The 22,425-nt window shown below is 75.9% G+C and carries 17 protein-coding genes; 9 read left to right on the top strand and 8 right to left on the bottom strand.

What is annotated here, in order from left to right:
- Positions 1-56: 56 nt before the first annotated feature.
- The 3 genes from ECOMGDLI_RS25890 (at position 57) to cutA (ending at position 4,185) form a co-directional block, all read left to right on the top strand.
- Entirely contained in the window at positions 57-965 is a 909-nt protein-coding gene (locus ECOMGDLI_RS25890) for a xanthine dehydrogenase family protein subunit M (protein ID WP_088319726.1), read from the top strand.
- Positions 962-1,468: a (2Fe-2S)-binding protein gene (locus ECOMGDLI_RS25885; protein WP_088319725.1), complete on the top strand. Its 507-nt coding sequence runs from the start codon at positions 962-964 to the stop codon at positions 1,466-1,468. The genes ECOMGDLI_RS25890 and ECOMGDLI_RS25885 overlap by 4 nt, the downstream gene beginning before the upstream one ends.
- A gap of 296 nt (positions 1,469-1,764) precedes the next feature.
- The gene (gene cutA / locus ECOMGDLI_RS25880; RefSeq protein WP_369812791.1) at positions 1,765-4,185 is read left to right on the top strand and encodes an aerobic carbon-monoxide dehydrogenase large subunit; all 2,421 of its coding nucleotides are present in this window, start codon (positions 1,765-1,767) and stop codon (positions 4,183-4,185) included.
- Positions 4,186-4,254: 69 nt separating this feature from the next.
- On the opposite strand, the gene ECOMGDLI_RS25875 is transcribed toward cutA, so the two are convergent.
- Entirely contained in the window at positions 4,255-5,451 is a 1,197-nt protein-coding gene (locus tag ECOMGDLI_RS25875) for an MFS transporter (RefSeq protein ID WP_088319724.1), read from the bottom strand.
- Between the two features lie 195 nt (positions 5,452-5,646).
- Positions 5,647-6,513: a PHP domain-containing protein gene (locus ECOMGDLI_RS25870; RefSeq protein ID WP_088319723.1), complete on the bottom strand. Its 867-nt coding sequence runs from the start codon at positions 6,511-6,513 to the stop codon at positions 5,647-5,649.
- A gap of 98 nt (positions 6,514-6,611) precedes the next feature.
- Between ECOMGDLI_RS25870 and ECOMGDLI_RS25865 the strand changes: the two genes are divergently transcribed.
- From ECOMGDLI_RS25865 to ECOMGDLI_RS25855, 3 genes are all read left to right on the top strand, one after another.
- Complete coding sequence (locus ECOMGDLI_RS25865) at positions 6,612-8,516, top strand: ATP-binding cassette domain-containing protein (RefSeq protein ID WP_088319722.1); 1,905 nt, start codon at positions 6,612-6,614, stop codon at positions 8,514-8,516.
- 130 nt (positions 8,517-8,646) lie between these two features.
- Positions 8,647-9,318, top strand: a complete 672-nt coding sequence (locus ECOMGDLI_RS25860; protein WP_088319721.1) for a carbon monoxide dehydrogenase subunit G — start codon at positions 8,647-8,649, stop codon at positions 9,316-9,318.
- Between the two features lie 173 nt (positions 9,319-9,491).
- Positions 9,492-9,767 carry a hypothetical protein gene (locus ECOMGDLI_RS25855; RefSeq protein WP_143447942.1) on the top strand — a complete coding sequence of 92 codons (276 nt, stop codon included), beginning with the start codon at positions 9,492-9,494 and terminating at the stop codon, positions 9,765-9,767.
- Positions 9,768-9,774: 7 nt separating this feature from the next.
- Here ECOMGDLI_RS25855 and ECOMGDLI_RS25850 read toward each other — a convergent pair whose 3' ends face one another.
- Positions 9,775-10,728 (bottom strand): NAD(P)-dependent alcohol dehydrogenase, encoded by a 954-nt coding sequence (locus ECOMGDLI_RS25850; protein WP_233153634.1) that lies wholly within the window; start codon positions 10,726-10,728, stop codon positions 9,775-9,777.
- Positions 10,729-10,912: 184 nt separating this feature from the next.
- On the opposite strand from ECOMGDLI_RS25850, the gene ECOMGDLI_RS25845 reads away from it, so the two are divergent.
- The gene (locus tag ECOMGDLI_RS25845) at positions 10,913-13,396 is read left to right on the top strand and encodes an ATP-binding domain-containing protein (RefSeq protein WP_233153632.1); all 2,484 of its coding nucleotides are present in this window, start codon (positions 10,913-10,915) and stop codon (positions 13,394-13,396) included.
- A 37-nt stretch (positions 13,397-13,433) separates the two neighbouring features.
- Here ECOMGDLI_RS25845 and ECOMGDLI_RS25840 read toward each other — a convergent pair whose 3' ends face one another.
- From ECOMGDLI_RS25840 to ECOMGDLI_RS25830, 3 genes are all read right to left on the bottom strand, one after another.
- Positions 13,434-13,727, bottom strand: coding sequence for a hypothetical protein (locus ECOMGDLI_RS25840; protein ID WP_088319718.1), 294 nt, complete (start codon positions 13,725-13,727; stop codon positions 13,434-13,436).
- A gap of 96 nt (positions 13,728-13,823) precedes the next feature.
- On the bottom strand, positions 13,824-14,843 hold the full coding sequence (locus tag ECOMGDLI_RS25835) for an NAD(P)/FAD-dependent oxidoreductase (RefSeq protein WP_233153631.1): 1,020 nt from the start codon (positions 14,841-14,843) through the stop codon (positions 13,824-13,826).
- A gap of 71 nt (positions 14,844-14,914) precedes the next feature.
- Positions 14,915-15,436 carry an isoprenylcysteine carboxyl methyltransferase family protein gene (locus tag ECOMGDLI_RS25830; RefSeq protein ID WP_088319717.1) on the bottom strand — a complete coding sequence of 174 codons (522 nt, stop codon included), beginning with the start codon at positions 15,434-15,436 and terminating at the stop codon, positions 14,915-14,917.
- Positions 15,437-15,549: 113 nt separating this feature from the next.
- Here ECOMGDLI_RS25830 and ECOMGDLI_RS25825 point away from each other — a divergent pair, with 113 nt between their 5' ends.
- Positions 15,550-16,287 carry a hypothetical protein gene (locus ECOMGDLI_RS25825; protein ID WP_088319716.1) on the top strand — a complete coding sequence of 246 codons (738 nt, stop codon included), beginning with the start codon at positions 15,550-15,552 and terminating at the stop codon, positions 16,285-16,287.
- 31 nt (positions 16,288-16,318) lie between these two features.
- Here ECOMGDLI_RS25825 and ECOMGDLI_RS25820 read toward each other — a convergent pair whose 3' ends face one another.
- Positions 16,319-17,386, bottom strand: coding sequence for a type III polyketide synthase (locus ECOMGDLI_RS25820; protein ID WP_088319715.1), 1,068 nt, complete (start codon positions 17,384-17,386; stop codon positions 16,319-16,321).
- Positions 17,387-17,462: 76 nt separating this feature from the next.
- Positions 17,463-18,161: a hypothetical protein gene (locus tag ECOMGDLI_RS25815; RefSeq protein WP_088319714.1), complete on the bottom strand. Its 699-nt coding sequence runs from the start codon at positions 18,159-18,161 to the stop codon at positions 17,463-17,465.
- Between the two features lie 229 nt (positions 18,162-18,390).
- Between ECOMGDLI_RS25815 and ECOMGDLI_RS35515 the strand changes: the two genes are divergently transcribed.
- On the top strand, positions 18,391-22,425 hold the full coding sequence (locus ECOMGDLI_RS35515; RefSeq protein WP_198955181.1) for a hydantoinase B/oxoprolinase family protein: 4,035 nt from the start codon (positions 18,391-18,393) through the stop codon (positions 22,423-22,425).

Here is a 22,425-nt window from a genome sequence, read left to right as displayed (position 1 = left end):
CGGCCCCGCCGCCGGTTCCCGGCGCACCACCCGGCAGCGACAGGCAGGATGCTCGTGTGAAGCCGTCCCCGTTCACCTACCACCGGCCCGAGGACCTCGAGCAGGCCCTCGCGGTGCTCGCGGACGTCGGGTCCGACGGCAAGGTGCTCGCCGGCGGGCAGAGCCTGCTGCCGATCCTCTCGATGCGCCTCGCGGCGCCCGCCCACCTCGTCGACGTCAACCGGCTCACCGACCTCGCCTACGTGCGCAGCGGGCCTGACGGCGTGCACGTCGGCGCGCTCGCCCGGCACCGCGACGTCGAGCGGGACGCCGAGGCGCACTCCGCGCTGCCGCTGCTCCGGCAGGCCCTCGAGCACGTCGCGCACCCGACGATCCGCAACCGGGGCACGAGCGTCGGGTCGCTGGCCCACGCCGACCCGAGCGGCGAGCTCACCGCCGTCCTCGCCCTGACCGGCGGCCGTGTCGACCTCGCGTGCGCCGCGGGACGGCGCAGCGTCGCCGCGATGGACTTCTTCCTCGGCCCGCTGGAGTCGGCCGTCCGGCCCGGGGAGCTCGCCGTCGAGGCCTGGTTCCCCGCGTTCCCGGCCGGCACCGGGACGGCGTTCGTCGAGGCCGCGCGCCGGCACGGCGACTACGCGATGGCCGGCCTCGCCGCCGCCGTGACCGTCGTCGACGGCCGGGTCGCGAGCGCCCGTGCCGCGTACATCTCGATGTCACCGGTGCCCGTCGTCGTCGAGCTCACCCAGGACGCACCGGCCGACGCGGCGGCCGCCGCCGACCCGGCCGCCTGGGCCGGGGCCGCCGAGGCCGCGGTCGACCGGCTCGAGCCCGAGGCCGACCTGCACGCCTCCGCGGACTACCGCGCCCAGCTGGCCCGCACCCTCACCGGCCGCGCGATGGCCCGCGCCGTGGCCGCCGCGGTCCCGACAGACGTCCACCGCCGTGCCGAGGAGGCGCCCGCATGAGCGAGCAGCAGCTCGACATCACGTTGTCCGTCAACGGGTCCGCGCACGCCGTCCGGGTGCCGTCCCGGCGGCTGCTCTCCGACTGCCTGCGGCACGACCTCGGTCTCGTCGGCACCCACGTGGGCTGCGAGCACGGGGTCTGCGGGGCCTGCACGGTGCTCCTCGACGGCGCCCCGGTGCGGGCGTGCCTCATGCTCGCCGCGAGCGCCGAGGGCCACGACGTGACGACCGTCGAGGGGCTCGCCCCGGACGGCGCGGAGCTGGGGCCGGTGCAGCAGGCCTTCCGGGAGTGCCACGCGCTGCAGTGCGGCTTCTGCACACCGGGCTTCCTCACGACGGTGACCGCGTTCCTCGAGGAGAACCCGGCCCCGACGTCCGACGAGGCGCGCGACGCGATCGCCGGCAACCTGTGCCGCTGCACCGGCTACCAGAACATCACCAAGGCCGTGCTGCGGGCCGCCGAGCTCAGGGCCGCCCCGGCCGGCGAGGGGGCGACGGCGTGAGCGAGACCCCGCCCGGCGGCCCTGCCGACGAGAACCCCGCCGACAAGCGCCCCGCCGGCAAGAGCCCCGACGACAAGAGCCCGGCCAGGAAGGCACCGACCCGCAAGGCCGCGGCCAAGAAGGCCCCCTCGGCGCCGCCCGCGGCCCCGCGGCGGCGGGCCAAGCCGGTGCCGCCGGCGCTCGCGTCCCCGTTCGCCCCCGTGCTGCCGGGCCTGGCGCCCGCCGGACCCGTTGCACCGCAACCGGTCCCGCGCCCGTCGACGGGCGGTGTCACCGGTGTCACCGGCGGCTCGTCGCTGATCGGCAGCAGCGTCGTCCGGCGCGAGGACGCCCGGCTGCTCACCGGCGGCGGCCGCTTCCTCGACGACCTCGGCCGGGACGCGCTCGCCGCGGCGTTCGTGCGCAGCACGGTCGCGCACGGCCGCGTCACCGACATCGACGTCACCGACGCCCTCGACGTCGACGGTCTCGTCGCGATCTACACCTACGAGGACCTCGCCGCCGCGGACGCCGAGCACGGCACCAGGGTCGCCGAGGCGCTGCCGCTGCTCATCCCGCACCCCGCGCTCACCCACGGCCGCACCGGTTTCGCGCTCGCCCGCGACGAGGTCAAGTACATGGGCGAGCCGGTCGTCATGGTCGTGGCGACGGACCGGTACGTCGCCGAGGACGTCGCCGGGCGGATCCGGGTCACCTACGAGACGCTGCCCGCGGTCGTCGGCATCGAGCAGGCCCGTGACGGTGCGGCGCTCGTCCACGCCGACGTGCCGGGCAACGTCGCGGCGCACCTCGTCCAGGAGGTGGGCGACGCGCGCGCCGCCCTGGCGGCGGCCCCGCACGTCCTCGACCTGGACCTCGACGTCGAGCGCAGCGCCTGCACCCCGCTCGAGGGCAAGGGGGTGCTGGCGCGCTGGCACGCCGACGAGGGCCGGCTCCAGATGTGGTCCTCGACCCAGACCTCGACCGGCGTCCGGGCCGCGGTCGCCGCGAAGCTCGGCCTGCCGCTCGTCAAGGTCGACTGCATCACCCCGGACGTCGGCGGCGGCTTCGGGGTGAAGATCGTCCACCCGTGGCCCGAGGAGGTCCTCGTGCCGTGGGCGGCCCGGCTGCTCGGCGCCGCCGTGAAGTGGACCGAGGACCGGCGCGAGCACTTCGTGTCCAGCGCCCACGAACGCCGCCAGCTGCAACGGGTCCGGGTCGGGTTCGACGACGACGGCCGGCTGCTCGGGCTCGACGTGACGCTCTGGCACGACAACGGCGCCTACACGCCGTACGGGATCATCGTGCCGATCATCACGGCCACCCAGCTGCTCGGCCCGTACAAGCCGGGTGCCTACCGGGTCGAGTTCACCTCCCTCTACACGAACACCGTCATCGTCACGCCCTACCGCGGAGCCGGTCGCCCGCAAGGGGTCTACGCGATGGAGCGGGCGATGGACGCGATCGCGGACGCGCTCGGCAAGGACCGGGCCGCCGTCCGCGCGGTGAACTTCATCCGGCCCGACGAGTTCCCCTACGACCAGGGCCTGACCTTCCAGGACGGCCGCCCGCTCATCTACGACTCGGGCGACTACCCGCAGATGCTCGAGAAGATCAAGGCACTTGTCGGCTGGGACGACTTCGCGGCCTACCGGGCCCAGGCCGCGGCGCAGGGCCGCCGGGTCGGGCTCGGGCTCGCCTGCTACGTCGAGGGCACCGGGGTCGGCCCCTACGAGGGCGCGCACGTGCAGGTCGAGACGTCGGGGCGGGTCAACGTCGCGATCGGGCTCACGACCCAGGGCCAGGGGCACGAGACGGCGTTCGCGCAGATCGCGGCCGACGTCCTCGGCGTCCGGATCGAGGACGTCCACGTGACCTCCGGCGACACCCGCCGCTTCGGCTACGCCGTCGGCACCTTCGCCTCCCGGGCCGCCGTCATGAGCGGCAACGCCGTCGGGCTGGCCGCCGGCAAGGTCCGCGAGAAGGCGCTGCGGATCGCGGCGGACGCGCTCGAGGTCTCGACGAGCGACCTCGAGATCGTCGACGGCGACATCCGGGTCAAGGGCGCCCCGGGCACGCACATCCCGCTGAAGACCGTCGCCGTGCTGTCGAACCCGCTGCGCTACGCGTTCGACGCCAGCGCCGCCGCGGCGACCCAGTTCGCGGGCGGCGGGTCACCGGACGCCCCGCCGGTCGCGGAGGACGACGAGCCGGGCCTGGAGGGCACCGACTACTACTCGCCGGTCCGCTCGACGTTCGCCTCCGGCATGCACGCCGCGGTCGTCGAGACCGACCCGGAGACGGCCGAGATCACGGTGCTGCGCTACTGCGTCGTCCACGACTGCGGCACGCTCGTCAACCCGATGATCGTCGAGGGCCAGGTGCACGGCGGCGTCGCGCAGGGCGTCGGCGGCGCGCTCTACGAGCGGATCGCCTACGACGAGAACGGCCAGATCCTCAACGCCTCGTTCATGGACTTCCTCATGCCGTACTCGACCGAGGTCCCGACGATCGAGACCGACCACCTCGAGACGCCGTCCCCGCTCAACCCGTTGGGCATCAAGGGTGCCGGCGAAGCGGGCGTCATCCCCGGGATGGCCGTCTTCGCCGCCGCGATCGAGGACGCCGAGGGCTTCCCGATCCGGCGGATGCCGATCTCGCCGTCCGAGCTGTACGACCTGCGCCGCGCCCACGCCGCGGGCGACCTCGCCTCGTTGCATCACCCCTCCCCCCGCTGATGCTCACGCCCGGTACCGTTCCGGCGCTCCGGGAGGCCGGTCTCCGGTACCTGCCGCGAGCATGAGCGGTCAGACGGCGGCGGCGGGGGCGTGGTCGGGCAGGCGCAGGGCGACGAGGACGCCGGGGACGGCGGCGACCGCGAGCGCGGCGAGCGCCAGGTGCGGGGTGCCCATGAGCGCCTGGACGACGAGCACGAGGACGGCGCCGCCGAGGTTGCCCGCGAGCAGCAGGAACGCGGTCGCGGTGGCGGCCCGGCCGGGGCCGGCCTCGAGCTCGGACCAGTCGAGCGCGACCGGCAGCCCCGCGAGCAGGAAGAACCCGAGGAGGCCGAGCGCACCGGTCACGAGCCACAGCTCGTGCACGACCGACAGCAGCCCGAAGACGGTGACGGTGAGGCCGGTCGTCGCGACGAGCACGAGCCGGCGGCGGTCGCGGCGGGCGGCGAGCCCGGGCAGCACCGCGGCACCGGCGATCCCGGTGACGGTCATGAGCGCGATGAGCCCGCCGCCGACCCCGGGGTGGCCGAACGCGTCGAGGATCGGGTCGAGCCACGTGGCGACGGCGTTGAAGACCCCGACCCCGACGAAGAGCAGCGCGGCGAGCCGCCACATGAGCGGGTCGCGGCGCAGCCAGCGCAGGGACGTCGGCCCGGTCGCGTCGGCCTCGAACGCCGCGGGCAGCCGCAGCGCGACGAGCACGGCGAGCGCACCCGCCGTGGCGACCGCGGCGTGGACGCCGAGGAGCAGCCGCAGGCCGCCGGCGTCCAGGAGCAGCCCGCCCGTCGTCGCCGCGACGAGGATGCCGACGAACTGCCCCGCGCTCGCGACGGAGATCGCGGTCGCCCGCTCCGCCGGCGGGAACCAGCGGGCCGCGACCTTGGTCGTCGCGTTGAGCACGAGCGGCTGCCCGAGGGCGATCGCGACCTGGCCCGCGAGGACCCACGCGTAGGAGTCCGGGCCGGCCGCCCGGACGAGCGCGCCGCCGGCGGTGAGCAGCGCGCCGAGCGTGAGCGCCGGACCGAACCGGCGGTCCATCCAGCGCCCGGCCGGGATGGCGAGGAGTACGTAGACGACGGGCTCGAGACCGGCGAGGTCGCCGACCGCCCCCTCCGAGACCCCGAGCGCCCGCGCGGCCTCGCCGGTCACGGGAGCCAGCGAGATCCACAGCAGCTGGGTCGAGGCGACGAGCAGGCCGAACGCCGCGAGCAGGGCCCAGCGGGCGGTCCGCAAGGGGGCCAGGGCCGGACCGCCGGTGCGCAGGCTCATCTCGTCCCGTCCGTCGCGTCGGGCCGCCGGGCCGGCGGCGTCCTGCCGGCACCCACCGGCGCTCCATCATCACGGTGGCCGACGGCGCGGGGCTCCGTGGCCGCGATACGGAGAAACACCCGCGAAATTGTCATGCCGTGCCAGAGAACGGGCCGGAATCGCGCCCGGAGGCGCCGTGGATGTGCGCCCCGCCGATCAGCCGCGGCACCACGGGGCACGCAGGTCGTTCCCCGGCCGGAACCCGACGGCCGCAGCGAGCGCCGCGGCGTCCGCGAAACCCCGCGCGACGTCGTCCGGGCGGTGCGCGTCGCTCGCGAAGGTGACCTCGGCGCCGCCGCACTCGTGCCACCAGCGCAGCACCTGGGCGGCGAGCGGCACGACCGTGTTCAGCTCGAGCGCCCGGCCCGAGGCCGCGAGCGCGGTGAGCACCTCGCGGAACTCGGCCTCGAAGGGGAACGGGTCGTACGGGTCGGCGCTGAACGTGGACCAGGCCCGGACCGGGTAGTCGACGTGCGCGAGGACGGCGACCGGCGCGGTCGACGACGCGAGCCGGTACGCCTCCTCGAGGTAGGCGCGCATCGCGGCGTCGCAACCGCGCTCGTGCATGAGGGCATGGATGTCCGCGGCGGCGCCCCGGGCGGTGAGCGAGTGCAGCGAGCCGAGGAGCCGGTCGAACCGGCCGCCGGCGAGCAGGCCGGCCACGGCGTCCGGGTGCCAGTGCGGCTCGCTGATCTCCAGGCCGGTGAGGATCGTCAGCCCGGGGAACCGGTCCCGGCAGCGCTCGACGGTGGCGAGGTAGCCCTCGACGTCGAGCGGCGGGGCGCGCAGCACGAGGTCGTCGTCCGCGTGGGCCGCGATGTGCGCCGGCAGGACCGTCAGCTCGTACGGCTCGAGGACGACGTCGGTGAGGTCGACGTGCTCGGTGAAGGCGACGAACGGCAGCCCGAGCCCGACGGCCCGGGCGCAGGTCGCCTCCATGTCGCCCTCGAGGGTGTCCCAGGAGAACTGCGAGTGGACGTGCGAGTCGCCCGGCAGCCGCGGGCGTCCCGCCGTTCCGCTCATGACTGACACGGTACGGCGCACTCGTGGGTGTTCCCTGAGCCGTCGACACGCTACTTTGCCATCGCACATTGGTCAGATTGCAGGAGGTACGGGTGCCCATGCGCGTGTCGGAGCCCCTCGACGCGGACGCCGCCGCCGTCGGCGGATCCGTCGGGCTGCGCCCCGTCCGTGCGCGTGCCCGGCCCGCGGAGCCCGCCCGCAGCCGGCCGCAGGTCGGTGTCGACCTGCTCCGCGACCTGCGGACCCGCCCTGCCGTCGCGGCCCCGCCGCCGGCCCTCGTGTGCTCCGCGGTCGGCGCCCGCTACCGCAACCGGCGGACACCGACGATCTCCGGCATCGACCTCGTGCTCCCGGCGCGGGGGGTGCTCGCCGTGGTCGGCCCGTCCGGTTCGGGCAAGTCCACCCTGTGCGCCGCGATCCTCGGCGAGGTCGAGGACGTCTCCGGCCACGTCCTCGTCGACGGCGTCGCCATCCTCGAGACGCCGGACCTCGCGCCGCGCCTGGTGAGCTTCGTCCCGCAGCGCGACGCGCTCCACGGCGAGCTGACCCCGCGCCAGGCGCTCGGCCTCACCGCCGACCTGCGGCTCGCGCCGTCCGTGCCGAGGGCCGAGCGGGCGCGCCGCGTCGCCGAGGTGCTCGGCCTGCTCGAGCTCGCCTCGCACGCCGACCGGCGGATCGGCCAGCTCTCGGGCGGCCAGCGCAAGCGGGTCGCCGTCGCGATGGAGCTGCTGAGCAACCCGCGGCTGCTCATGCTCGACGAGCCGACGTCCGGCCTCGACGAGGGCCTCGACCTCGTGATGATGCGGCTGCTGCGCAGGGTCGCGGACGACGGCCGCGGCGTCATCGTCGTGACCCACTCGACGGCGAACCTCAACCTCGCCGACGTCGTCCTTGCCCTCGACATCCACGGCAGGGTCGCGTTCAGCGGCCCGCCCGACGGGCTGCTCGAGGCCCTCGGGGTGACGACCTACGCCGAGGCGATGGCGGCCCTGCGGAACGGGACGGCGACCGCCGAGACCGTCGGCGCCCCGGCCGCCCGCCCGGACGGCGACCGCCCGGTCGCCGACGACGCACGCGCCCGCTCCGCGGAGACCTCCGCCGCCGTCGCCCGGCGCACCCGGCGGGCCCCGGCCGGGACCGCCCCGGAGATCGGCCTCGTCCACACCACGGCCGTCCTGACCCGGCGCGAGCTGACCCGGTTCGCCGCGAACCGGCTCACCCTGCTGCGCGGGCTGTTCGTGCTGCCCGTGCTCTCGTGCCTGCTCACCGCGTGGGCCGCCGACCGCGGCCTGGCCGGCACCCCGGACGACCCAAACCCGTGGCAGGGCGTCGCGCTGTCCGTCGTCGTCACGTGCACGACGTTCTTCGCCATGGCGATGTCGTTCGGCACCATCGTCGGCGACCGGGACGTCATCGAGCGCGAGCACCGCTGGGGCGTGCGGCCGGTCGCCGTCGTCCTCGCCAAGGCCCTCGCCCTCGCCGGGCCGGTCGCCTTCCAGTCGCTCGTCACCATGAGCCTGTACCTCGCGCTGCGCGACGGCCCGGAGCGGCCGCTCGACGTCGGCACCCCGCTGCTCGTCATGACCGGCTCGCTCATGATGCTCGGCCTCAGCTCGGCGGCCCTCGGCCTGCTCATCAGCGCCTCGTCGCGCACGCTCGAGCGGGCGATCCTGCTGCTCATGGGCAGCGTCGCGCTGCTCGTCGTGCTCAGCGGCCTGCTCGTCCCGCTCGCGCACCCCGAGGGCCTCGGCGGCCACACGCTCGCCCTCGTCGCCCACATCACCCCGAGCCGCTGGGGGACGGCGGCGCTGGCGTCGTACGTCGGCTACGTGCCCGACCCGCTGCCCGGCATGGCCCCGGGGGACACGAGCCTGCAGGACGCGCTCTGGGTGCACGACGCCGGGCACCTCGCCGACGCGATCACGTCGATGGCGTCCCTCGGGGTGACCTACACGGTCGCCGCGATGTTCCTGCTCACCCGGCAGTGCGGCCGCCGCCGCTGACCTGACGGTCCGCTCCCCTGCCGCGTTGTCACAGTTCGCCGACCACGGGGCCGTGTCCCGGCAGTAGCGTCGTCCCACCGACGTTCCTGTCCGTGCCGCCGCGATGCGGGACACCCACCAGGGAGCAGCTGTGAAGGTCAGCGGAACCGCGACGCTCCACGCGTCCCCCGAGCAGGTCTACGCCGCGCTCAACGACCCGGCGGTGCTCGTCCGGACGATCCCCGGCTGCGAGCAGCTCGAGGCGGTCGGCACCGACCGGTACCGGATGACCGTCACGGCCGGCGTCGCGAGCATCAAGGGCAGCTACCTCGGCGATGTCACGCTCTCCGACGGTACGCCGCCGTCCGCCTTCACCCTGAAGGCGTCCGGCTCGGGCGCGCCGGGCACGGTGAGCGCCGACGTCCGCGTGCACCTCGACGACCCGGGCGACGGGACGACACTGCTGCGGTACGACGCGGACGCCGTCGTCGGCGGTGCGGTCGGCGGGGTCGGGCAGCGGGTGCTCACCGGGGTCGCGCGCAAGACCGCCGGGGAGTTCTTCGCCGCCGTCGACGCCCTGCTCGCCGCGGGCGGTCCGGGCGCCCTCCCCGTGCCCGCGCCCGAACCCGTCCCGGCCGGGGCGCCGTCGGCGCCGTCCGCGCCGTCCGCCGCCGCACCCGCGGTCTTCACCCGGCCGGTGGCCCCCGCGGCCGGCGGCGTGCCGCTCGACGTCCGGTACCAGCTCGGCGGGGTCGCGGTCGGCGCCGCGATCGCGCTGGCCGGGGTCTGGCTCGGCTACCGGATCGCCCGCCGACGGGGCTGAGCCGAGGGAACGATCACGCCACCGGGCGTTCCGGGCATTTCGCCACCGGCGAACGCGGATTCACCCGAACGGCCGCTCATAGCCTGCGGGGCCCCGGTCGATAACGCGCCTAAGTCGACCGCTCGGACCCCGGTATGAGGAGCCCGGGCCGACCGGAGGAAGGAGGATCGGCGATGAACGTCACCAGTGTGGGTGCCACCCCGGCGCCGCTTCCGGCCCCGCTCCCCGTCCAACGCCCCGTCGCCCCGCAGAACGCACCGGACGCCGGGTCGCGGGAGGCGTCGCGGCACCCCACGCAGGCGCGCAAGCCGGAGCCCGAACCCGTACGGCTGCCACCGCTCAAGCCGGTGTCGACGCAGGAGTTCCGGGTCATGCTCGGGGCCCTGCCGCCGAGCGCGCTGAGCCGGGTGAACGCCGACGCGGGCGCCGCGCTCGACGTGTACGCCTGAGCGCCGCTCACCCGTTCGGGCGGATGACGAGCTTGCCCCGGACCGCGCCGGCACCGGTGCGGGCCAGGGCCTCGGGCACCCGCTCCAGCGCGAGCACGTCCTCGACGACCGGCCGCAGCGCGCCGCTGACGGCCAGCGCCGCCACGCGGGCGGTCTCGGCCGCCCCGGTCCGCACCGCGAGCACCCCGACCCGGCCGCCCGTGAACGGTCCGGCCAGCGCGAGCGGCACGACGACCCGGAGCGGGCCGCCGACCGCGCGGTAGCGCCCGCCCGCAGCCACGACCGCCGCGACGCGGCGCGGCCCGCGGGTCGCCACCATGTCCAGGACCAGGTCCCAGTGCCGCCCCGACGCCGCGAAGTCGCCGGCGCGGTGGTCGAGCACCTCGTGCGCACCGAGGCCGGCCAGGAAGTCGAGCTTCCCCGCGTTGTCGACCGCCGTCACGTGCGCGCCGGCAGCCAGCGCGAGCTGCAGGGCGAGGGTCCCGGACCCGCCGCCCGCCCCGTTGAGCAGCACCCGCTGCCCCGCCGTGACGCCGGCCGTCCCCTGGACCGCGATCGCCCCGGCCTGCGGCAGGCAGGCGGCGGCCTCGTCGCTCAGCCCTGACGGGACCGGGGTGCACAGCGCGGCCGGCACGCAGGCCAGCTCGGCGAAACCGCACGGCCGCGAGGCGACGTCGGCCATGACGCGCTGCCCGACCGCCAGGTCGCTCGCCGCCGCGACACCCTCGCCGAGCCGGACGACCTGCCCGACGACGTCCGACCCCAGGACCCGCCGGCCGGCGCGGGGACGGCGCAGCCCGGCGAGACGCGCGTAGGCCGGACGCCCGGTGAGGTACTCCCAGTCCGAGAGGTTCACCGAGCAGGCGGCCACCCGGACCAGCACCTCGCCTCGGCCGGGCTCGGGCGCGGGCACGTCCGCGAGGCGCAGCCGCTCGGGCCCGCCGTACCTGTCGTAGACCATCGCGCGCACGGTCGTCCTCCCTCGTCCGGGTCCACGAGCATCCCAGCCGACGACGGGGACGCCGCGCACTCCTGCTGGCCCCCGGTCCGGGCCGCCCTCCTGGTCCGGGTGGGTGCTCCCGCCGCCCCGCCGTCGCGCTCCGGCCGCCCGTCGCCCATACTTGGATGCCGCCGTTCCGCGGTCCGTGCGGTCGCCGTCGGGCCGCTGCGGCTCCGACGCCCCCGGGGAGGACGCGCTGAGCACCGCAGACCTGCACCGCGACCTCGACCGCGAGGCGACCCGGGAGCAGGCGTACGTCGACCGGCTCTACGACCACCTCGACGGGCTCCGCGAGCGCACGGCGCGCTCGCTGGAGCAGGTCCGGCGCGCCCCCGTCGTCCCGACGCCGGGCGGCCGGGCCGAGCGGGACGCCTTCGACGCCCTCCACACCGAGCGGCTCCGCCAGCTCGGCGCCGTCGAGGAGCGGCTCGCCTTCGGGCGCCTCGACCTGCGCACCGGCGAGAGCCGGTACGTCGGCCGGATCGGGCTGTCGGACGACGACCGGGCGCAGCTCCTGCTCGACTGGCGGGCGCCGGCGGCGTCCGCGTTCTACCAGGCGACCGCGGCCCAGCCGCAGGACGTCGTACGGCGCCGGCACATCGCGCTGCGCGGCCGGACGGTCAGCGGCCTCGACGACGAGGTGCTCGACGCCGAGGGCCTCGAGGAGGCCGTCGCCGCCGGGGCCGACCTCGCGACGATCACCGGCGAGGGCGCGCTGATGTCCGCGCTCACGGCGCACCGCACGGGCCGGATGAAGGACATCGTCGCGACGCTGCAGTCCGAGCAGGACCGGGTCGTCCGGGCCCCGCTCGCCGGCGTGCTCGTCGTCCAGGGCGGGCCGGGCACCGGCAAGACCGCCGTCGCGCTGCACCGCGCCGCCTACCTGCTCTACACGCACCGGGACCGGATCGCCCGCAGCGGCGTCCTCGTCGTCGGCCCCAGCCCGGTGTTCCTGCGGTACATCGAGCAGGTGCTGCCGAGCCTCGGCGAGACCGGGGTCGTGCTCGCGACACCCGGGCAGCTCTTCCCCGGGGTCGACGCGACCGGCCGGGACCGCGCGGACGTCGCCGTCGTCAAGGGCGACCTGCGGATGGCCGACGTCGTCAGGGCGGCGGTCCGGCGGCGGCAGCGGCGGCTCGTCCGGCCGGTGCCGCTCGACGTCGACGGGGACGTCGTCGAGCTGCGCCCGCGCGTCGTCGCCGACGCCCGCGGCCGGGCCCGGCAGTCCGGCAAGCCGCACAACGAGGCCCGCGTCACGTTCGTCCGGCACCTGCTCGACGACCTCGCCGGCCAGCTCGCGACCGCCCGCGGGGTCGGCGGCGAGGCCGAGGAGCGCGGTGCGCTCCTCGAGGAGCTGCGCACCCACCCGGACGTCCGGCGCGAGGTCAACCTGCTCTGGCTGCCGCTGTCCGCGACGGGTGTCGTCACCGAGCTGCTCACCCGCCCCGACCGGCTCGCGCTCGCCGCCGACGGGATCCTCTCCGAGCGGGAGCAGGCGCTGCTGCTCCGCGGCCCGCTCGCGCCGTGGACGCCGGGGGACGTCCCGCTGCTCGACGAGGCCGCCGAGCTGCTCGGCGCGGACGTCGCGGTGACGGACGCCGCCCGACGGGCCGCGGCGATCGCCGCCACCGAGCGCGCCGAGGCGCTCGAGTTCGCCAAGCAGGTGCTCGGCACCGCCGGCGAGGCCGCCGAGATGCTGACGCCGGAGATGCTCGCTGACCGGTTCGCCGGCGGTCCGGGCTTCGGCCCGCTCGCCGACCGCGCCCGGGACGACCGCACGTGGGCGTTCGGGCACGCGGTCGTCGACGAGGCCCAGGAGCTCTCGCCGATGCAGTGGCGGCTGCTCGCGCGCCGGGTGCCGTCGCGCTCGATGACCGTCGTCGGGGACGTCGCCCAGACCGGTTCCGCCGCGGGGACGACGTCCTGGGCCGAGGTCCTCGACCACCACGTCGGCGCCGACCGCTGGGTGCTCGAGCAGCTCACCGTGAACTACCGGACGCCGGCCCGGGTGATGGCGGTCGCGACCGAGCTCCTGCACGCGCACGGCATCGACGTCGCCCCGCCGAACGCAGCGCGCGAGGGCGACCACGACCCGGTCGGGGTCCGGCTGCCGGCGCGGGACGCCGCGGCCGTCGCCGCGGTGGCCGCGGACGTGGTGCGGGCGGACGACGCCGCGCTCGACGGCGGCCGGTTCGCCGTGGTCGTCCCGAGGGACGGCTACGAGGCTTTCCCGGACGCGCTGCGGACGGCGCTCGGCGTCGCGGCCCCGGACGGGCGGGCGCTCGCCGACCGCGTCGAGGTCGTCACCGTCGACGAGGCGAAGGGCCTGGAGTTCGACAGCGTGACCGTCGTCGACCCGGCGGCCGTCGTCGGCCAGTCGGCGCGCGGCGTCAACGACCTCTACGTCGCCCTGACCCGGCCGACGCAGCGGCTCACGGTGCTCCACCACGGCGACCTGCCGCCGGGGCTCGACGGCCTCGTGCCGGCCGCGGTCACGGCCGACGCGACCTCGAACGGCACGTCCAACGGCACGTCGAACGGCTCCCGCCGCGCCTCACGCCCCACCGCGCCGGCGCCCCGCGCCGCCGAGCCGGAGCCGCCCGAGGAGCACCCGGACACGCTCTTCTGACGGCCGCACCACTTCTGACGGCCGGCCCGCGTGCGGGTCACAGGCCCCAGTGGTGGTGCGCCAGGTGCAGCGCCCGGCTGATCGCCTTCAGCTGGTCGGTGTGCAGGAGCACCCGGCCCGCCTCCTGGCCGCCGGCCCGCAGCCGGGCCCACAGGTAGCCGAAGGTCGGCGACCCCTCGAGGACGATCTCGGCGAGGACGCCCGCGGGCGCCTCCAGGCCGATGTCGGCCGTCGAGAGGCTCGTCGCCGCGAGCCGCTCGTTGATCTCGGCGACCTGGTCCAGGTTCATCGTGTGCGTCGTCCGCGGGACGGCGTGGCTGTGCAGGCTCACCGCACCACTGTCGGCATCCGGGACGCGCATCCCTGAGACCTTCGTCCCGGATCCCGCCGGACGGCCCCGTGCAGGGCGCCCGGTGGTCGTTCCCGGCTACCCGAGCTGGTCGACGATCCCCCGGAAGACCCGCGGCAGCCGGGACGCCGCAGGCACGATCGTGCGCCGCAGCAGCGGCCGGTGCGCGACCCGCAGCAGCCCGCCGGTGAGCACCCGGTACCGCCGTGTCGTCCGCCGCCACGCGGCCTCGTAGTCCTGCGGCCGGTCCGCGACGAGGCAGGCGACGAGCTCACGGGCGCATGCGAGGCCGACCGAGATCCCCTCGCCGGTGAGCGCGTCGACGTAACCGGACGCGTCCCCGACGAGCAGCACCCGGCCCTGCACCCGGCGGGCCGCCGTCCGGCGCAGCGGCCCGGCGCCGCGGACGTCGGACGCCGGCTCCGCGCCCGCGAGCCGGTCGGCGAGCGCCGGGAAACGGGCGAGCCAGGTGTCGTAGGACCCGCCGCCCGGGCACAGGACGGCGACCCCGACGACGTCCTCGGCGACCGGCGTCACGTACGCCTCGGCGTCGTCGGCCCAGTGCACCTCGACGAGGTCGCTCCACGGTGCGACCCGGTGGTGCCGGCGCAGCCCGTAGCGGACGGGCCCGCGGGCCGGCACGTCGAGCCCGAGGGCGCGCCGCACCGGCGAGTGCAGGCCGTCGGCCGCGACGAGCCAGCGCGCCCGGACCCCGGCCGCCTCGACCCAGCCGGACCCCGTCACCGGTGGTGCGGCGCTCGCCCGGACCCGCTTGACCCCCAGCGCGTCGGCGCGGGCGCCGAGCGCGGCCGACAGCGTCGTCCGCCGGACGCCGAGCCCCGGGCCCGCGGAGAACAGCGCGGTGGCCTCGCGACCCCGGGCGAGGTAGCGGATGCCGCGGAACTCGACGCCGTCCGGCTCGACCCCGAGCCGGCGCAGCGACGTCCGCGCGGCGGGCATGAGCCCCTCGCCGCACGCCTTGTCGACGGGCCCCTCGCGGCGCTCGACGAGGGCGACGGACATCCCGGCGCGCGCGGCCTCGACCGCGGTGCCCAGGCCGATCGGCCCGCCACCGACGACGAGCAGGTCGACGTCCACCCGGCCATCGTCGCCGCCCGCGGGCCGCGCGGCGACCGGTAGCGCTCGACGCCGGCGGGCCGGCGGTCCGGTCAGCCGGCCGCGGTCGCGAGCGCGGCGTTCTCGACCCGGATCCGGACGACGAGCAGCGCGGCGTTCGCCACCGTGAACACGAGCGCGGTCACCCAGGCCGTGTGGACCAGGGGCAGCGCGACGATCTCGGCGACGACCGCGACGTAGTTCGGGTGGCTCAGCCAGCGGTAGGGCCCCCGGGTCACGAGCGGCAGCCCGGGGACGACGAGCACCCGGGTGTTCCACTGGTTGCCCAGGCTCGTGATGCACCACCAGCGCAGCGCGTGCGCGGCGACGAGGACGGCGAGCATCGGCCAGCCGAGCCAGGGCAGGAACGGCCGGTCGGCGAGCGGGACCTCGACGAGGCAGCCCACGAGGAACGCGCTGTGGAGCAGCACCATGACGGGGTAGTGCCGGGCGCCGAACTCCACGCCGCCGGCCGCGCGGGCCCACGCGAGGTGCCGCTGCGCGACGGCGAGCTCGACGAACCGGGCCGCGACGACGACGAGCACCAGCGCGACGTACCAGACCTGGCTGCTCACGCCTGGCACGCTAGCGGCGATCAGCGGACGCCGCAGCGTGCGGTCCCGCGGCACGGCCGGGCCGTGACCGGGCGGTGACCCGGCGGTGACCGGGGCTGCCTAGCCTCCGGGGCGTGACCGAAGCGACCGTGTACCAGACGACCACCACGACGGCCGAGGGCGAGGTGGGCTGGCGCTTCGTGCAGGACGACGACGCGCCGCCCGCGATCGAGCTCGCCGTCGTCCGTACGGACGGGACCGTCCGCTCCGCCCGGGTCCCGGACCGGTGGCGCTACAACTTCGGCGGCAGCGACCTGGCCGTCGCGCCCGACGGGTCCCACGCCGCGCTCCACCTGTACTCCGGCCAGGGCGACGGCGAGACCCTGGTCTTCCGCCTCGTCCCGGAGGTCGCGCTCAGGGCGTCCCTGCCGATCGCCTTCTCGTCGGTGGTCTCGCCGGACGCGCTGTTCGTGGCGGGCCTGGCGCCCGGGCGCGGCTTCGCGATCGAGGACCCGGACGCCGAGTGGTGGGAGCTCCCGCAGGACGCGCCGCCGGTGTTCGAGCTCGCCCGGATGGAGGTCCTGGACCTGTCCACCGGCGTCCAGGGGACCCAGCTCGTCCACGTCACGTTCCCCGAGCTGGAGACCGTGGCCGGTACGGACGAGGCCCTCGAGGAGTGGACCTACGAGAACCTGGAGTACCCGGAGCTGGAGCTCGGCACGGGCGGGCAGGGCGTCGTCGCCACCCGTGTCGGGCGGTTCGGGTTCACCCTGCCGTGCGCGGCGCCGTCCGGCGTCCTCGCCGCGACCTGGTCGGCCACGGGCGGGGACGCGGCGACGTACCCGCTGACGGACCGCGGACCGACCGGCTGACGCCCGACCCTCGTGACGCCCGACAGGCGGCTCACCCCTCGAGCAGCACCAGCTCGGCGCAGAACCCGGGCCCCATCGCCAGCAGCACCCCTGTGGTGCCGGGCGCGAGCCCGCCCTCGGCGAGGGTGCCCTGCAGGACGTGCAGCACGGACGACGAGGAGAGGTTGCCGATCGCGGCGAGGCTGCGCCGGGTCACGTCGAGCGCGCCGGGGTCGACCTCGAGCGCCCGGACGATCGCCTCGATCACCTTGGGCCCGCCCGGGTGCGCGACCCAGGTGGCGACGTCCGCGACGGCGAGCCCGTGCCTGCCGAGGAAGGCGTCGACGTCGTCGCGCAGGTACTTCTCGACGACGTCGGCGACGGTCGCCGCGAGGACGATCCGGAACCCGCTGCCGCCGATGTCCCAGCCCATGACCCGCTCGGTGTCCGGGTACATCCGGCTGCGGGTGTCGACGACGCGCGGCCCGGAGCCGGCGAGCGGGTGCCGCGCGCCGACCATGACGACGGCCGCCGCGCCGTCCCCGAAGAGCCCGGTCGCGACGAGGTTGGCGGTCGAGTCGTCGTCCCGCTGGAAGGTCAGCGAGCACAGCTCGACGGACAGCAGCACGGCGACGCCGTCCGGGTGCCCGACGAGGTAGTCGTGGAGGCGGGCGATCCCGGCGGCCCCGGCGACGCAGCCGAGCCCGAAGACCGGGACCCGCTTGACGTCGTCCCGCAGGCCCAGCCGGGCGACGAGCCGGGCGTCGATGCTCGGCGCCGCGATCCCGGTGACCGACGTCGAGACGAGCAGGTCGACGTCGGACGGCGCGAGCCCGCACGCCGCGAGCGCGTCACCGATGCACCGCTCCCCGAGGGTCGTGCCGACGTCGATGAACGCGTCGTTCGCGGCCCCGAAGCCGGAGAGCGTGAGGTACTCCTCGAGCGGCAGGGCGAGGTGCCGGGTGCTGACCCCGGCCGAGGCGTGCACGCGCCGCAGCAGGGCCCGCTTCTCCGCCTTGGCGTCGTCCCGGAGCACGACGTCGGCGAGCACCTCGGTGATGTCCGCCTGGGCGTGGACGTTCCCCGGCAGGGCCCCGCGCACCGCGGTGATGGTCGACATCTCCTGACGGTACCTGCGCAGCCGTCAGGTGGCCCCCCGAGCGGTGGTCACGTTCGCAGCGGCGTCGCCGCCGGGTTCAGTGCGCGACGTCGATGACGAGCCGCTCCGGACCCGTGAGGTGCATGACCTTGAAGCCGGCCTTGTGGTCGAGACCGATCCCGAACGTCAGCACCGCCTCGAAGTCGCCGGCGTCGGCGACCTCCTTGAGGTTCGGCAGCCCCGGGGCCACCCGCGCCGGGCCGCCGTAGGTCTTCAGCGGGGTCGTGTCGCTCGTCTGGAAGGCGTTGTTCCGGGTCGCGCCCTGGATGCTCACCGCGAGGACGGCGCCGCCCGCGAGCTCGACCGGGTCGCCGGTCGGGTCTTCTGTGAGGGCGTCGACGTACTGCACCTGGTAGCCGCCGAACGGCGCGGTGAAGTCGAGGACGAGACGGTCGTAGGTGCCGCGGTCGGACCAGCGGATGTTGGCCAGGACGGCGGCCGGGGCCGTCGGGCCGGCCGGGTCGATCACCGGGTCGGTGCCGGTCGGTGCCGGCTCGGCGGGTGCCGCGTCGGGCGCCGGGGTGCCGTCCGCGGTGCCGGTCTCGTCGCCCGCGGCGGTCCCGCCGTCGGTCGTCGTCGGTTCGGGCCCGGCGGACGTGGTGCCGCCGTCCGCCCCGGGGGTCGTCGTCACGCCGGTCACGCTATCCGAGCCGCCGCCCCCGCACCCGGAGATCAACAGCGCCGCCGCGCCGAGCGCGCCGAGCATCAGGCCGGTTCGGGTCCGCAGGGTCGTCATGGCAGGCCTCCTGGCTCGTGCCGTCCCGTCCGCCGTCGGCAGGGGGACGGTCCGATGACGCGCCGCCCGCCGCGCCGGTTGTCCGGCCCGGCACGATACCGGTGGGAACCGTCCGTACGGGGGATGCGGGCACGGGGCCCGCCGGGTTCGGACATGGCCCAACACGCGAGGGCACGGTTGGCATGTTGTGCCGGGGAGCGGACCGGCACCGCCCTCTTCAATGGAGGCCATGGCGAAGCGGCAGCCCGGCATCAGGATCGGCGTGGACACCGGCGGCACGTTCACGGACGTCGTCGGCTTCGACGAGCGCACCGGCCGGCTCGTGACGACGAAGACGCCGTCGACACCGGCCGACCCCGCCGTGGGCTTCCTCACCGGGGTCGAGAAGATCCTCGCCCTGATGTCCGCGGCGCCCGGTGAGGTCGCGTCGGTCTCGCACGGGACGACGGTCGCGACGAACCACCTCCTCGAGGGCCGGGTCGAGCGGCTGGGGTTCGTGACGACCCGGGGCTACGAGTTCATCCTCGAGATCGCCCGCCAGTCGGTGCCCGACGGCTACGGCAACAGCTACTTCTGGGTGAAGCCGCCCCGGATCGTGCCGGCCGACCTCGTGCGGACCGTGGGCGGGCGGCTCGACGTCACCGGCGCCCAGGTCGAGCCGTTCGACCGCGACGAGGCCGTCGCGGTCGCCCGGACGTTCCGGGCGCAGGGCGTGACGACGATCGGCGTCTGCTTCCTGCACTCCTACGCCGACCCCTCGCACGAGCGGGCGATGCGCGACGTCCTCGCGGCCGAGCACCCGGACGCCGTCGTGTCGATCAGCAGCGACGTCCTGCGCGAGTACCGGGAGTACGAGCGCAGCATGACGACGCTCGTCGACGCCGCGGTCAAGCCGCGGGTGGCCCGCTACGTCGCCGGGATCGCCGAGCGGCTCGCCGGGCTGCGGGCCGCGGACGACCCGCGCGGGCCGGTCCCGTTCGCCGTCATGAAGTCGAACGGGGGCGTGCTCTCCGCCGCCGAGATCGTCCACCAGCCGATCACGACGGTGCTCTCCGGGCCCGCGGCGGGCGCGCTCGGCGCCGCGCTCATCGCCCGGACCGCGGGCTACGACAAGGTCCTCACGTGCGACGGCGGCGGGACGTCGACGGACGTCTCGGTCGTCCTCGACGGCGAGCCGACGATCACCACCGAGGGCAGCGTCGGCGCGTACCCGAGCCGGATCCCGATGATCGACGTCGTCACGGTCGGCGCGGGCGGCGGCTCGGTCGCGTGGCTCTCCGCGGAGGGCACGCTCAAGGTCGGGCCGCGCAGCGCGGGCGCCGACCCGGGCCCGATCTGCTACCGCAAGGGCGGCACCGAGCCGACGATCACCGACGCCCATCTCGTGCTCGGCCGGATCCCGCCGCACCTGCTCGGGGGCGAGATCCCGCTCGACGTCGACGCGGCCCGCGAGGGGGTCTCGGCGCTCGCGGCGAAGCTGGGGCTGGGCCTGGAGGAGTGCGCCCGCGGCATCCTCGAGATCTCGGCCTGGAACCAGGCGAACGCGTTGCGGCAGATCAGCGTCAAGCGCGGTCTCGACGTCCGCGACTTCATGCTCGTGACGTTCGGCGGCTCGGGCTCGCTGCTGGCCTGCCGGCTCGTCGACATCCTCGGCCTCGCCGGCGTCGTCGTCCCGCCGGACCCGGGCAACGTGTCGGCGTTCGGCCTGCTCACCGTCGACGTCCGGACCGACCACGTGCGGACGGCGGTGCAGCGCGACGACGCGCTCGACCTCGGCCGGGTCGCGGACGTCTTCGCCGACCTCGAGGAGCAGGCGGCCGGAGCCCTTGCCGCGGAAGGGTTCCCGGCGGCCGAGCAGCGTCTCGCCCGGACCGCCGACCTGCGCTACGCGGGCCAGGCGTACGAGGTGCGGGTGCCGGCGCCGTCCGGCCCGGTCGACGCCGGCTTCGCCGCGGACGTCGTCGCCGCCTTCCACGCCGCCCACGAGCGGCTCTACGGCTACTCGTTCGCCGGCCGCGCCGACCAGAGCGTCGAGTGGGTCAACCTCCGCGTCACCGGGATCGGCCCGATCGAGCGGTCGGTGCTCGCCGAGCGCGCCCCGGCCGCCGCCGCGGACGCCGGCCGCGCGCTCAGCGGTGCGCGCCGGGTCGTCTTCGACACCGCGCACGACGACGCACCGGTGTACTGGCGCCCCGGCCTGCTGCCGGGCGACGTCGTCACCGGCCCCGCCGTCGTCGAGGAGTTCGGCTCGACGCTGCCGGTGCACCCGGGCTTCGCGGCGACCGTCGACGGCTACGGCAACCTCGTGCTGCGGCGCTCCGGCCCGGACGCCGCCGTCGCGGCCGAGCAGGTCAGCGGCCCGGTCACGGCGGACCCGATCCTCGTCGAGATCGTCGAGGGCACGCTCGCGAGCGTCGAGAAGGAGGTCGAGACCGCGATCGGCCGCACGTCGCGCAGCCCGATGATCCGCGACGCCCACGACTTCCGCGCCGGGATCCACGACGCGCGTCTGCGCAAGCTCACGGGCCGCTCGTACAGCGCCCTCGTCCACCCGGTGGCCCGCGACTTCCCCCTGGAGACGATGCGGCCCGGCGACGTGTTCTTCCACAACGACGTCTACGAGTCCGAGGGCGGCATCGGCCACCTGCCGGACCTGTGCGTCACGGTGCCGGTCTTCCACGACGACGGGAGCGGGCCGCAGGTCGTCGCGTTCGTCCAGGCGTTCGGCCACCACGACGACATCGGCGGCGCCTGCCCCGGCTCGATGCCGAGCGGCGCGACGTCCGTCTTCGAGGAGGGGCTCATGGTGCCGCCGATCCGGCTGTGGGACCAGGGCGTCCCCAACCAGGCGGCACTGCGGATCATGACCCGCAACTCACGGATGCCGGACTCGCTCGCGGCCGACCTCGACGCCGAGTGCTCGGCGTGCCTCATGGGCGCGCGCCGGCTCGGCGACCTCTTCGACCGGTACGGCCGCGACGTCGTCGAGGCGTGCTTCGACGAGGTCCTCGCGAAGACGACCCGGACCTACCAGCGCGAGATCCTCGCGAAGATCCCGGACGGCGAGTACGTCTGGGAGGACTACGCCGAGCACGACGGCGTCGACGAGCCGCGCCTGCACACCCAGCGGATCACGCTGACGAAGACGTCCACGGGCGGGCCGGACCCCGTGCTGCCCGGCGGCGGTCCGAAGCTCGTCATCGACTTCACCGGGACCGCGCCGCAGGCGAAGGGGCCGATCAACCACTGCGGCGACTACGCGGACGGCAACTTCCTCGTGAAGTGGCTGGCCCCGATCCTGCGCAACCTCGCCGACACCCCGGAGCGGATGGCCGAGCTCGACGTCAACGAGGGCGTCGTCCCGCTCGTGGAGATGCGGTTCCCGCCGAAGGGCACCCTCCTGACCCCGGTCTTCCCGGCGCCGACGAACGCCCGCACCTTCGTCATCCTGCGGCTGCTCGGCGTCCTCGCCGGGGTGCTCGCGAAGGCGACGAACGGCCGGATGCCCGCCGACCAGGAGACGATCCGGTACACCGGCGTCCACGGCCACGACGCGGACGGCCGGCACTACCTCATGCGCGAGGTGCTCGGCGGCGGCTCGGGCGGGCGCTACTACGCGGACGGCGAGGACACGATCCACGTCGTCCCGGACTCGCGCAACATCCCGACCGAGTTCAGCGAGAGCCGGTTCCCGCTGCGGGTCGAGCGGCTCGGGCTCGCCGTGGACTCCGGCGGCCCCGGCCGGCACCGCGGCGGGCTCGGCTACGAGAAGCACGTCCGGATGCTCCGCGACGCCTCGTTCATGTCGATCGCCGACCGCTCGATCCTGTCGTGCTGGGGCGTCGCCGGCGGCCGGGCCGGGCGGCCGTTCCAGGTGACCGTGGACCCGGGCGGCCCGAACGAGCGCGAGGTCGACGCCCTCACCGACGCCGAGCCGGTCCGGGCCGGCGAGGTGATCCGGATCCGGACGACGGGCGGCGGCGGCTGGGGCGACCCGCTGGACCGGCCGTACGACGAGGTGCTCCGGGACGTGCTGTGGGGCAAGGTGTCCGACGCCGGCGCGCACGAGGACTACGGCGTGGTCGTCGTCCGGGACGGCGACGGGGCACCCGCGGTGGACGCCGCGGCGTCCGACGCGTTGCGGGCCGACCGGCGCACGGCCCGGGACGCCGCGCAGGCGCCCGCCCCGTTCTTCGACCGCGGACCGGGCTACGCCCGGCTCGCACCCGACGGGGCGAGCGCCTGCGTGTACGACTACCTCTGA

This window comes from Kineosporia sp. R_H_3 (assembly GCF_002198675.1).
Classification (GTDB): domain Bacteria; phylum Actinomycetota; class Actinomycetes; order Actinomycetales; family Kineosporiaceae; genus R-H-3.
Note: the sequence above shows the minus strand (reverse complement) of the source record. Positions and strands in the feature narration are given on the sequence as shown.

Bases quoted from the DNA above. Each gene is read 5' to 3' on its own strand.
- ECOMGDLI_RS25850 (WP_233153634.1), bottom strand. From the start codon at position 10,728: ATGGTCTACGACAGGTACGGCGGGCCCGAGCGGCTGCGCCTCGCGGAC.
- ECOMGDLI_RS35515 (WP_198955181.1), top strand. From the start codon at position 18,391: ATGGCGAAGCGGCAGCCCGGCATCAGGATCGGCGTGGACACCGGCGGC.
- ECOMGDLI_RS25875 (WP_088319724.1), bottom strand. From the start codon at position 5,451: ATGAGCCTGCGCACCGGCGGTCCGGCCCTGGCCCCCTTGCGGACCGCC.
- ECOMGDLI_RS25815 (WP_088319714.1), bottom strand. From the start codon at position 18,161: ATGACGACCCTGCGGACCCGAACCGGCCTGATGCTCGGCGCGCTCGGC.
- ECOMGDLI_RS25820 (WP_088319715.1), bottom strand. From the start codon at position 17,386: ATGTCGACCATCACCGCGGTGCGCGGGGCCCTGCCGGGGAACGTCCAC.
- ECOMGDLI_RS25870 (WP_088319723.1), bottom strand. From the start codon at position 6,513: ATGAGCGGAACGGCGGGACGCCCGCGGCTGCCGGGCGACTCGCACGTC.
- ECOMGDLI_RS25885 (WP_088319725.1), top strand. From the start codon at position 962: ATGAGCGAGCAGCAGCTCGACATCACGTTGTCCGTCAACGGGTCCGCG.
- ECOMGDLI_RS25855 (WP_143447942.1), top strand. From the start codon at position 9,492: ATGAACGTCACCAGTGTGGGTGCCACCCCGGCGCCGCTTCCGGCCCCG.
- ECOMGDLI_RS25865 (WP_088319722.1), top strand. From the start codon at position 6,612: ATGCGCGTGTCGGAGCCCCTCGACGCGGACGCCGCCGCCGTCGGCGGA.